We start from the raw sequence: 10438 nt of genomic DNA on the forward strand, positions 1-10438 counted from the left end.
TCGATCTCGGGCCTCAACACCTCAAGATCCGCACAGGGAGCGGCGTGCACTGCGTCAGGCTCTCCGAAGCGACCCACAGATGGAGCAGAAGAGCCTGTTTTGGGGACCGGCTCCGCACCGCCTCGGTGCGGCACCATCGCAGCACCCACGCGCCCATGCTGGGCTACTCGCTTCACTGGCTCCTCCGCGCCTTACTGCTGCGGCACCATCGCAGCTACGACACCCACCGCCACGCTTCAGGCCTTGAGGATGTCGCTCCGCACCTTCCCGGTACGGTACCGTCGCAGCCACGGCTCCACCTCAACCTGGCTAACATGGTCAAGTCGCTTCGCACCGTTCCGGTGCGGCACCATCGCAGCTGCGCCGTAACGCGGCTGATGTCGCACTCCTCGGCCGTCGCTCCGCATACTTGCCGGTGTTGCACCACTACAGCGAGAGCAGTGAGTACGACCTCTGGGTGAGTATCCCGAGTTCTACTTCTCTGAGTCTTCGCCATCTTCGAACGTGCTGGTCGGAGGGGCTGGCGTGGCGCTCACTGGGGGTGCTCGTGCTGGTCGCGGGCGGGAGTCCTCCGCCTTGATCATCTGACGGCGCCGACCGGTGCGGTTTCTCCGGTTCCCGCGCGCTGCTGCTTCCGCCTGTGATCCGGTTCATAGTGGAGTCCGAGATCGAGGAGCGGATCAGCGCCCCATGCGCAACTAACTGGTTGCGCATGGGCATCTGGATGTGCAACCTTTAGGTGACACATCCAGATGAGATGAGGTCTCAATGATCCCCGACACGATCGAACGCGCCATCGTCATCAACGCCACCCCGGATCGGGTCTGGTCGGTGCTGACCGAACCCGCCTTCCTGGGAAGCTGGTTCGGCAATGGAGATCCCGTCAAGGTCGAACTGCGCCCCGGGGGCGTACTGCTTTTCGACCATGGCGTTCATGGCGCGATCCCGGCCCGCATCGAAACGGTCGAGCCGCCGCGCACCTTCTCCTGGCGCTGGTCACAAGGTGCTGCTGGTGAGGAGCCCACCGCCTCCAACGCCACGCTCGTCGAGTTCACGCTGACCGTGGACCAGGCCACCGGAGGTACTCGGCTCACGATGGTCGAGAGCGGCTTCACCCGGCTCGGCCTGTCGGACGACGAGGTGGCCGACCGCCACCGTGCCAACAGTCGGAACTGGCCTGGCAAGCTTGACCAGCTCCGTGAGCGGTTCGAGCACGCTGAAGTATGACCAGCAGGAATGGCAGCGTGCAGGCCCCCGAGGAGGTCCTGCACGCCTTGGCGGACCCGCTCCGTCGTCAGATCCTCTCTGTTCTTGCCCGCGACGGCGGCGCGACGTCCACCTCCCTCGCTGCGGCTTTGCCCGTCACACGCCAGGCGGTGGCCAAGCACCTAGCCGCTCTGGAACGCGCTGGCCTGGTCCGCGGCCACCGCGCTGGACGCGAAGTCCGCTACGAGGCCGATCTCGGTCCACTCCTGCGGACAACGCGGTGGCTAGACGAACTCGCCGCCCAGTGGGAACACCGTCTGAGCGCGATCAAGCAACTGGCCGAGGACGAACGTCATCCGTGAGGCTTCGCCTCTTCGAAAGTCCTGGTCGGCGGGGCTGGCGTGGCGGTCGACGCTCATACTGGTCCGGGGCTCGTGTCTGCCGTCTTGATCGTCTGGTCAGCGGTTGACTTCCAGGTTCGTGAGGACGAGCAGGGCACGCAGGAGCTGGGTGGCACGGCGGGGGTCGGTGCGGAGCCTGGTGATGATCCGCCAGTTCTTCAGGTGGGCGAAGCCGTGTTCGACGGGGGCGCGTCCGGCGGCCAGGACGCGGTTGGCCTGCTTCTGGCCGGGCGTGAGCTTGCGGGCGCGGGTGGCCTTGTAGCCGGTGACGATGACCTGGTCGTCGGGGTTCTTGGGTTTGTCCACGCCGAGGAAGCCGAGGTCGGCGAGTGCGCCGAGGCCGGCCACCTTGAGGTGCTCGACGATCTTGTCGTGGCGGGCGGCGGTGGCGTCGTGGGTCCGCCCCAGCCGGGCCGCAGAGATCCAGATCAGACGGCCCTTCTCGTCGGTCAAGGCGAGGAAGTGCAGGCCGTGGCGGTGGTGCTTGCCGGAGTAGTTCGGGCGGTTCGCCTTTCCGGTGCGGCGCTGGGTGGGGATCAGGTGCCGTCGATCAGCACGACCTCCCGGCCCTGCCTGGTGATCTTGCGAAGCGCCCGGCCCAGCCGCGGGGCTCGCGCGGCGAGCAGGTTGATCATCTCGTCGCGCCAGCGCCGCAGGGTGGACTCGGGCACGTCGTTGCCGCCGGCGAGGTCGCGCAGGCGCTGGTCGTGCCGCAGCATCGCCAGCACGAGCACCGCTATCCGGCCCGCGGACAGGGACCGCCACGGTGAGCGGATCGCCTTCAGGTGGGACCGCAGCAGGCCGGCGAGGTAGTCCACGGTGCGCGTGGACAGGTTCAGCTTGCACTGGTAGACAAGGGAGACGCCCTCGGCGGGCTCGTTCTTATTGGTCACACAATCTCAACGGCCGCCGGGGGCACCACAGTTACGCCACACGGCCAGCGGCGGGTCACAGGCGTGCGGTGAATCGGCCGTCGGGCAGCTTCCGCAGCCAGCCCCGCCCGGCGAGCTTGGACAGCTTCCCGCGTAGCGGCTCCAGCTTGCCCCGCACCGCCACCTCCAGCCCCAGCACCTCGCCGACCTGCCGGGTCGCCACCGCCCCGCCCGCGTCGCGCACGATCGTGAGGATGCGCTGATACTCCGGCGGCAGCGCGTCCTCGCCGACGCCTGGTCCGCGATGCGGGACCAGCAGCATGGCATGGCCCGCGACCTGTGCGGCAGCCGGTGCGGCCGCCGCCGTTTCGGCGGTGAGCTGTTCGGCCATCCGGTGCCAGACCCGTTCGGCGACGGCGAGTTCGTCGCGTTCGGCCCGGACCTCTGCGAGCTGCTTGGCCAGCTGTTCTTCGAGCTCGTCCAGTTCCGCGCGTCGCGCCGCGATCCGTTCAGCGATCTCGGACTCCACCATGAACCGGATGGTAAGCGGCACAAGGGCGGTGGCGTGGAGGAACTGGAGAAACCGACCCCGCCCTGCCCCGTCAGACGAGCAAGGCCGCAGCCTTCCGCCCGCCACCAGCACGCCAGCCCCGCTGACCAGCACGTTCGAAGATGGCGAAGGCTCTCTGTATGCGGTTCCCCATCGAGCGTGGCTGGGGGCCGCAGGGGAAAGGAGGACTGGTGGGGACTTGCCGGGGACCACGCGTCGTTCACCACCGTCTCTGAGGTGCCTTTCGGTGAACGAACAGCGCGGACTGTCTACCGTCTGACGTGCAGCGATGGCTATCGCCGGGCGACTGGGGGTCAAGTGGCCGGATGGGCCGCGCGACACGGTTTCTCCCTACTCGGCGAGGGTTGTACGCCTGCCGGAGGGAGTCCTGGCCACCGAACCGGTCCCGTTCGTGCGGCCCGCAGTGGTGGTCAGTTGGCTGCTCGTCGGCCAGGGCTCCGGTCGGGTCTCAGACCTCGCCGAGGGGGACGTTGGGGTCCGCCAGGCTGTCGGCGTCCACAACCCGCTTGGAGACGATCAGTTCGCGGATCGGGTCGGTGACGTCCCAGATGTTCATGTTCATACCGGCGAGGACCCGGCCGCCGGAGAGCCAGAACGCAATGAACTCGTTGGCCTTCACGTCGCCTCGGAACACCACCTGGTCGTAGCCGTCAGGCTCAACGTAGCCGAGGTATTCCATGCTCAGCTTGTCCCGCGACGCCACCGGCTCGTTAGGATGCCGAGGTGTCCACTCGGCATCCGTGAAGAAGTACGGGACCCGGTCGTACACCGCGTCCGGCTGCCCGAGCATCGCGCGGGCGGCGGTCTGCGGTTGGTTGAGGGCGTTGGCCCAGTGCTCGACCCGGATGTGCTTGCCGAACAGCGGGTGGTAGGCGTTGGCGACGTCGCCGGCCGCGTGGACGTCCGGATCCGAGGTGCGCAGGTGCTGGTCGGTCTTGATGCCGTTGTCGACCTCCAGCCCGGCGGCCTCGGCCAGGGCGGTGGTGGGCGAGATGCCGATGCCGATCACCACCGCGTCGGCCGCCACCTCGCTGCCGTCGCCGAGCTTGACACCGCTCACCGTGCCGTCGGCGCCAGTCAGTTCGGTCACCTGGACGCCGAAGCGCAGGTCCACGCCGTGGTCGCGGTGCAGGTCGGCGAAGACCTGGGCGACCTCCCGGCCGAGCACCCGCAGCAGCGGCAGCTCCATCGCCTCCAGGACGGTGACCTCGGCGCCCGCCGTGCGGGCCGCGGCCGCCACCTCCAGGCCGATCCAGCCGGCGCCGATCACCGCGATCCGGGCGCCTGGGCGCAGAGCGGCCTTGACCCGGTCGCTGTCCTCCACCCGGCGCAGGTAGAGCACGCCGTCCTGGTCCGCGCCGGGCACCGGCAGCCGGCGCGGCACCGAGCCGGTGGTCAGCAGCAGCTTGCCGTAGGCGATCTCGCCGTTGTCCGCGAGGGTCACGGTGTGGGCGGCCGGGTCGATCGCGGCCACCGCCGTGCCGAGGCGCAGGGTGACGTCGTGGTCGGCGTACCACTGCGGCGGGTGGACGTAGATCTTCTCCCGGCTCTCCTTGCCCATCAGGTAGCCCTTGGACAGCGGCGGCCGCTCGTACGGGCGCTCGTGCTCCTCACCGATCAGGACGATGCCGCCCCGGTACCCGGCCTCACGCAGTGCCTCGGCCGCCTTCGCACCGCCCAGGGACGCCCCGACGATCACGATCGGCCGCTCGCTGCCCGCCATGCCCGACTCCTTGCGCTCCGTTGAAGATCCGGGGCCAGCCTGCCGCCGTCCGGGTGGTCTGTCGAGACCGCGCCGGGCGCGCCGCGCCGCGCTAACCCGTTCGGGTGAACGCCGCGGTGGCGGGGCGCCCCGGGATCACCCGGTCATCGCTTCCCTGACCAGCGCGGTGTCGGTGAACTGCTCGAAACGGACGATCCGGCCGCCGCGCACCGTGAAGTGGTGGGCGACCCGGACCGCGAGCGGCTTTCCGGTGGCCTTGTGCACGGCCGTGTAGCGGGCCAGCACCACCACGTTCTCGCCGTCCACCACGTAGGTGTCGTCGTGTGCCGTCCAGTTGTCCCACTCGGCGTCCAGGCGCTCCATGACGTTGGCGGTGACGCCCTTCGGGGTGCGGTAGGTGCCGGCCAGCGGGGAACCGGCCATCTCGGTCCACTCGACGTCCTCGGCGAGGGTGCTGCGCAGCGAGGCCAGGTCGCCCCGGGCGGAGGCCAGGTACTGGCGGCGCACCACGTCGGCGGGGGCGGGGGACTCGGCGAAACCGGCGATGTCCCTGGGGATCTCGATCATCGTGTGCTCACCTCCACGCCATCTCGCCCTTGGCGACCTTGGTGCCGATGTCGACCGCGATCCGCAGCCCCAGCTCGGGGAAGCGCCGCTCCAGCGCCTCCTTGGCGGCGGCCGCGTCGGCGCTGCGGCCGAGTTCGGTCTCGAAGGCGCGCAGGTAGGCGCGGGTGTGGTCGATGGCGTTCAGGTCGGTGGGGGCGTCGGTGACCCGGTGGCCGGCCGCCACCCAGGTCGGATGGAGCGCCTCCATGCCGTCCAACAGGTCGATCCAGGCGGCCCGTTGGGCGGCGGTCGGGGTGTCGGCCGTCCACACGTGCAGCCCCTCGAAGAGCAGCACCCCGCCGAGCACCGCCCGGTGGTGGTGCTGCCACAGGTAGTGCCGGTCGGGCAGGTGGAAGTCGGCGCCGCGCAGCTCGAACCGGTGGCCCTCGAAGACGAGTTCGTCCCCCGGCAGCACCTCGGGCCGCACCAGCCGGGTGGGCAGCTCGGGGCCCAGGTGCGCCCAGGCGCGCAGCTTGTCGTCGAAGGTCTCCTGGATGTGCTCCACGGTCGAGGCGGTGGCCAGGAAGCGGGCCCGGGGGAAGGCGTCCTGGACCTCCTGGGCGCCGAAGTAGAAGTCCGGGTCGCCGTGGCTGACGAACACGGTGGTCAGCCGCTTGCCGGTGGCCCGCACCCGCTCGACCAGCCGGCGCCCGTCGGAACGGGTGAACCCGGCGTCCACCAGCAGGGCGTCGTTCGGGCCGGTGACCAGGACGGAGGTCTTGTTGAGCGAGCTGTCGGGGGCGTCGATGATGTCGAAGTCGAGAGCGCTCATGCTACGGAGTCCTTCCTCGGGCCGGGCACGCCTCGTCGCCAGGATCGGCGGTGGTGGCCCGGTTCGCATCCGGAAGCCGCCGGGGGTCGCCCGTTCGTGCTCCGGGCCAGGGCCGTTCGGGTGAGGCCGATCGGGTGCAGTCCGCCCCCCGCTGGGACGACACCCGGTGTGCGTCGCGGACGCCCGGGGCCCGTCCCGCCTCCACCGGGGGGGCGTCTGACGGACCGTCGCGCGTTTGAGCACCTGAACTGACGAAGTGGCCGGAGGAGCCGACAACGGCTCCTCCGGCCACCGGTGTTGAAGGCCCTACGGCCGGGTCCAGAGGGTGAGCTCGCTGCTGGTGGCCACGGCGAGGGTGCGGCCGGTGGGGGAGAAACCGGCGGCGCGGAACTCGGACCAGGAGGCGTGGAAGATGTGGTGCCAGGCCTTGCCGTGCTCGCCGGTCCAGGAGCCGGAGGTGAGCAGGACGCGGTGGTTCGGCCACTCCGGGGAGATCACCTCGACGCCCCAGGTGCCGGCGGCGTGGTTGTGGAGTCCACCGCCCCACAGGCCGGCCACCGGGATCCGGACGTCGGCGACCGGGCCGATGCCGGGGCAGGAGAGGTCCGGGCCGTCCGGGTCCTCCGCCGGGTCGTAGTCGCGGTCAAGCTTCTCGCCCGTCACCGCGTCGAACAGGCCGTGCCCGCTGCTGGAGACGGTCAGCACGAGGTCGTGCCCGGTCTCCGGGTGGACGGCGAAGCCGATGCCCATCAGCCCGCCGACCGGGATCAGTCCGCCGCGGACCGGCCGCCAGGGCGCCGGCGGGGCGACTACCTCGGTGGCGGCGACGACGCGGTCGTGGAGCTGTTGCTGGAACGGGTTGAGTGCCATGCGGATGATCATCCCATCCGGTCGGAACTACTCGGTCGGCCCCAGCCGCAGCACCGCGAGCGCCCCGACCGCCGTGGTCACCGCGAGCGCCCCCCACAGCAGCCCGGGGCCGGAGGCCAGCAGCGCCGTCAGCACCGCCGGCGCGGCCGCCCGGCCGACCCCCGAGGACAGCTCCCAGCGGGCCAGCGCCCGCCCGAGCAGGTGCGGCGGGGCGGAGGCCGACACCAGGGCGACGCCCGAGCCGGTGTAGAGGATCTCGCCCAGCGTGTACAGCACGGCCACCACCGCGACGCCCGCCGCCCCCGAGGTGCCGCCCAGCGTGCCTGCTGCCCAGAAGCCCAGGTAAGAGACGCTCAGCACCGCCCCCGCGGCCGCCAGTACGGCCCGCCGCGAGCGCTTCGCCAGCCGGAGCACGATGGCCAGCTGCAGTGCGATCACCAGCACGGTGTTGCCCACGAACACGCCCGAGGACCAGGCGGCGGAGGTGTGCAGGTGCAGCACGAGCAGGGCGGGCAGCGCCACCTCCAGCACGTCGAAGCAGAACGCGTACGGCAGGTTGGCCAGGCTCAGCAGGGTGATCCGGCGCAGCGGCTCGCCCGTCGCCCCGGCGGCCGCGGCCTGCTCCACGACCTTCTGCGGCGCCCGTACCCGCAGCGACCCGACCAGTGTGGCGGCGACCAGGCAGGCCACGCCCGTCACACCGGCCAGCAGGCGGATCGAGTCCGTTCCGCCGGCCACCGCGACGGTGGCCAGCAGCGCGCCCGCGCCGAGGCCGGCGTTGCGCACCGACTTGCCCGCCGCGAGTGCGGCGTCCCGCAGCCGGCCCTCGGTCAGGGTGCTCACCACGGCGGCGTGGGTGGTCGGCCAGGACTGGCTGCCGATGCCGAACAGCACCGCCGCCGCGGTGAACAGCGGCAGTCCGTCCGCGGTGAGGAGGGTGAGCGCGCCCGCCGCCCGGAGCACCAGGGTGACGGCGGCGGGCAGGGTGCGGGCGCCGCTGTCGATCCAACGGCCGGTCAGCGGCACCACCAGCAGGCCCGCGACCATCCCGGCGGACAGGGCCAGGCCGACCGCCCCGGCGTGCAGGTGCAGCACCCCGACGCCGTACAGCAGCAGGAACGGGCGCAGCATGCCGCCGCCCACCGCGTCCACGGCGAGCGCCGCCGCGTACCGGGGGCCGCCGGCGGCGGTCAGCAGGCTCAGCAGCGCAGACGGGCCGCCGCGGCCGGTACCGATCGGAAGGGCGGGCGGCTCACCGGTGCGGACGGCGGCGTGGTCATGGACGGACTTCTCCTGGGTCACACTCATGGCCGGTACGGTCCGCCCGGGTGGGGGCCGGTGTCCCGTCGATTGACGGTTAGCGTCAATCGACGGAAGGGCAGGTGGGAGAGGGTGGCAGGATCGCCTCTCGTGAGTGTGACGATAGACATCACTGGTTTGCCCGAGGAGCGTCTGCTCTTCACCCCGTCCCCGCTCGCCGAGCTGAACGCCATGCTGCACGTGCTCGCCGAGCCCGCGCACCACCCGGCGCTGCACGGCTGGGCGGCCAGCACCACCGCCGCGATCCCGCCGGAGCTGGCCGAACGGCTGCTGGAGGCCGACTTCCTGTGGCGCTCCTCGCGCGCCGACTTCCTCGTCCCCGGCCTGCCCGCCACCACCCTCGCCGAGGAACTCGACGCCGTCGACCGGCTCGATGACGAGCTGTACGTCGCCTCCGCCCTGATCACCACCTGCGGCGCCTCCCGGTTCCCCCACCGGCTGGACTCCCCGCTCACCGATCCGGTCGCCAATGAGCGCGCCCGCGACCTCGCCCTCGCCCGGGGCCCCCGGCAGGCCGCCTTCGCCGAGCGGCTGCTCGCCGATCCGCCCGCGGTGCGGGTGCTGGTGCGGAAGATGCTGGAGGACTGCCAGTCCGCGTTCTTCGCCGACGCCTGGCAGCGCGTCCTGCCCGACCTCGCGGCCGACGCCCGGCGCAAGGCCGACCTGCTCGCCCGCCGCGGCCTCGCCGAGGCGGTCGGCGCGATGTCCCCCTCGGTCTCCCTGGACGAGCGCGACGGGCGGCGGCGGATCGTCATCGACAAGCTCCAGGACAGCACCGCCAACGCCGCCGACCGGGGCGGCGTCACCTTCATCCCGACCGTCTTCGGCCGCCCCCACCTGCTTGCGGTGTACGCCCAGGGCTGGCGGCCGGTGCTCCAGTACCCCGTCGCCGAGGCCGGACTGCCCGAGCCGGTCTCGCTCGCCCTGGTCCAGCAGCGGCTGGAGGCGCTCGCCCACCCGATCCGGCTGCGGCTGGCCCGCACCATCGCCCGTGGCCCGCACACCACCGGCGAACTCGCCACCGCCTGGCGGCTCAGCGCGCCCGAGGTGTCCCGCCACCTGGCCGTGCTGCGCAAGGCCGGGCTGCTGATCACCGAGCGGCGCGGGCGGTACATGCTCTACCAGCTCGACCTGGCCGGCAGTGCCCGGCTGGGCTCGGACTTCCTGGAGGCGGTGCTGCGTTGACCCGGGCCGCCGGGAACAGTGATCACCGGTGGGACGTTCGTCCGGTCATGACCGACGACGCTCCTGAGATCCTTCGCTACGCCGCCTTCGCGATCCGCCCCGAGGGCGGCAACCCGGCGGGCGTGGTGCTCGACGCCACCGGACTGACCGAGGAGCGGATGCTCGCCGTCGCCGCCGAGGTCGGGTACTCCGAGACCGCCTTCCTGACCGCCGGGGACGCCCAGGACACGTACCGCGTGCGGTACTTCAGCCCGCTCACCGAGGTGCCGTTCTGCGGGCACGCGACCGTGGCCTCCGCCGTCGCGCTGGCCGACCGGATCGGCCCCGGGCGGTATGTGTTCAGCACCGCCGCCGGTGACGTGCCGGTCGAGGTCGAGCGCGGTGCCGACGGCCTGCGGGCGACGCTGACCAGCGTCGAGCCGAAGGTCGAGGAGGTGCCGGCGGCGGACGTCGAGGAGGCGCTCGCGCTGCTCGGCTGGGCGGCCGCCGACCTGGACCCGGCGCTCCCGCCGCGGATCGGCTACGCCGGTGCCCGGCACCTGGTCCTCGCCGCGGGCACCCGGGCGCGGCTGGCCCGCCTGGACTACGACTTCGACGGCCTGGCCGCCTTCATGCGCGCCCGCGACCTGGTCACCCTGCAGCTGGTCTGGCGCGAGGCCGCCGAGGTCTTCCACGTCCGCGACCCGTTCCCGGTCGGCGGCGTGGTCGAGGACCCGGCCACCGGCGCCGCCGCGGCCGCCTTCGGCGCGTACCTGCGCGAGCTGGGCGCGGTGGCGGTGCCGACGGTGCTGACGCTGCACCAGGGCGAGGACCTCGGCCGCCCGGGCGTCCTGCGGGTCGAACTGCGCGCCGAGGACGCCCGGGTGCGGGTCTCCGGCACGGCGGTGGCGATCCCGTAGGACGTGCTCCGGC

The 10438-nt window shown here is 71.9% G+C and carries 12 protein-coding genes; 4 read left to right on the top strand and 8 right to left on the bottom strand.

The window, feature by feature from the left end:
* Positions 1-768: 768 nt before the first annotated feature.
* Together ACIG5E_RS36970 and ACIG5E_RS36975 are read left to right on the top strand one after the other, a co-directional pair.
* Positions 769-1227 carry an SRPBCC domain-containing protein gene (locus tag ACIG5E_RS36970; protein ID WP_396541273.1) on the top strand — a complete coding sequence of 153 codons (459 nt, stop codon included), beginning with the start codon at positions 769-771 and terminating at the stop codon, positions 1225-1227.
* 17 nt (positions 1228-1244) lie between these two features.
* A complete protein-coding gene (locus tag ACIG5E_RS36975; protein WP_396541275.1) occupies positions 1245-1568 on the top strand; it encodes an ArsR/SmtB family transcription factor in 324 nt (107 codons plus the stop codon).
* Between the two features lie 96 nt (positions 1569-1664).
* Here ACIG5E_RS36975 and ACIG5E_RS36980 read toward each other — a convergent pair whose 3' ends face one another.
* The 8 genes from ACIG5E_RS36980 to ACIG5E_RS37015 all read right to left on the bottom strand — a co-directional run bounded on the left by ACIG5E_RS36980 (position 1665) and on the right by ACIG5E_RS37015 (position 8329).
* Entirely contained in the window at positions 1665-2255 is a 591-nt protein-coding gene (locus ACIG5E_RS36980) for a transposase family protein (protein ID WP_396541307.1), read from the bottom strand.
* A complete protein-coding gene (locus ACIG5E_RS36985; RefSeq protein ID WP_396541277.1) occupies positions 2144-2500 on the bottom strand; it encodes a hypothetical protein in 357 nt (118 codons plus the stop codon). The genes ACIG5E_RS36980 and ACIG5E_RS36985 overlap by 112 nt, the downstream gene beginning before the upstream one ends.
* A 55-nt stretch (positions 2501-2555) precedes the next feature.
* Positions 2556-3011, bottom strand: coding sequence for a hypothetical protein (locus ACIG5E_RS36990; RefSeq protein ID WP_396541279.1), 456 nt, complete (start codon positions 3009-3011; stop codon positions 2556-2558).
* Between the two features lie 487 nt (positions 3012-3498).
* Positions 3499-4773 carry an NAD(P)/FAD-dependent oxidoreductase gene (locus ACIG5E_RS36995; RefSeq protein ID WP_396541281.1) on the bottom strand — a complete coding sequence of 425 codons (1275 nt, stop codon included), beginning with the start codon at positions 4771-4773 and terminating at the stop codon, positions 3499-3501.
* Positions 4774-4908: 135 nt separating this feature from the next.
* Positions 4909-5340: a nuclear transport factor 2 family protein gene (locus tag ACIG5E_RS37000; RefSeq protein ID WP_396541283.1), complete on the bottom strand. Its 432-nt coding sequence runs from the start codon at positions 5338-5340 to the stop codon at positions 4909-4911.
* Positions 5341-5347: 7 nt separating this feature from the next.
* Complete coding sequence (locus ACIG5E_RS37005; protein WP_396541285.1) at positions 5348-6151, bottom strand: MBL fold metallo-hydrolase; 804 nt, start codon at positions 6149-6151, stop codon at positions 5348-5350.
* A gap of 306 nt (positions 6152-6457) precedes the next feature.
* The gene (locus ACIG5E_RS37010) at positions 6458-7021 is read right to left on the bottom strand and encodes a hypothetical protein (protein ID WP_396541287.1); all 564 of its coding nucleotides are present in this window, start codon (positions 7019-7021) and stop codon (positions 6458-6460) included.
* A 27-nt stretch (positions 7022-7048) separates the two neighbouring features.
* Positions 7049-8329: an MFS transporter gene (locus tag ACIG5E_RS37015; protein WP_396541289.1), complete on the bottom strand. Its 1281-nt coding sequence runs from the start codon at positions 8327-8329 to the stop codon at positions 7049-7051.
* A 102-nt stretch (positions 8330-8431) separates the two neighbouring features.
* On the opposite strand from ACIG5E_RS37015, the gene ACIG5E_RS37020 reads away from it, so the two are divergent.
* Together ACIG5E_RS37020 and ACIG5E_RS37025 are read left to right on the top strand one after the other, a co-directional pair.
* Positions 8432-9526 (top strand): DUF5937 family protein, encoded by a 1095-nt coding sequence (locus ACIG5E_RS37020; protein ID WP_396541291.1) that lies wholly within the window; start codon positions 8432-8434, stop codon positions 9524-9526.
* 47 nt (positions 9527-9573) lie between these two features.
* Positions 9574-10425 (top strand): PhzF family phenazine biosynthesis protein, encoded by an 852-nt coding sequence (locus ACIG5E_RS37025; RefSeq protein ID WP_396541293.1) that lies wholly within the window; start codon positions 9574-9576, stop codon positions 10423-10425.
* Positions 10426-10438: the final 13 nt, after the last annotated feature.

Origin of the sequence: Kitasatospora sp. NPDC053057 (assembly GCF_044546945.1) — a bacterium.
Classification (GTDB): Bacteria; Actinomycetota; Actinomycetes; order Streptomycetales; family Streptomycetaceae; genus Kitasatospora.

Excerpts from the sequence above, each read along its gene's own strand:
- ACIG5E_RS36990 (WP_396541279.1), bottom strand. The coding sequence starts at position 3,011 with ATGGTGGAGTCCGAGATCGCTGAACGGATCGCGGCGCGACGCGCGGAA.
- ACIG5E_RS37000 (WP_396541283.1), bottom strand. The coding sequence starts at position 5,340 with ATGATCGAGATCCCCAGGGACATCGCCGGTTTCGCCGAGTCCCCCGCC.
- ACIG5E_RS37015 (WP_396541289.1), bottom strand. The coding sequence starts at position 8,329 with ATGAGTGTGACCCAGGAGAAGTCCGTCCATGACCACGCCGCCGTCCGC.
- ACIG5E_RS36970 (WP_396541273.1), top strand. The coding sequence starts at position 769 with ATGATCCCCGACACGATCGAACGCGCCATCGTCATCAACGCCACCCCG.
- ACIG5E_RS37005 (WP_396541285.1), bottom strand. The coding sequence starts at position 6,151 with ATGAGCGCTCTCGACTTCGACATCATCGACGCCCCCGACAGCTCGCTC.
- ACIG5E_RS37025 (WP_396541293.1), top strand. The coding sequence starts at position 9,574 with ATGACCGACGACGCTCCTGAGATCCTTCGCTACGCCGCCTTCGCGATC.
- ACIG5E_RS37010 (WP_396541287.1), bottom strand. The coding sequence starts at position 7,021 with ATGGCACTCAACCCGTTCCAGCAACAGCTCCACGACCGCGTCGTCGCC.
- ACIG5E_RS36995 (WP_396541281.1), bottom strand. The coding sequence starts at position 4,773 with ATGGCGGGCAGCGAGCGGCCGATCGTGATCGTCGGGGCGTCCCTGGGC.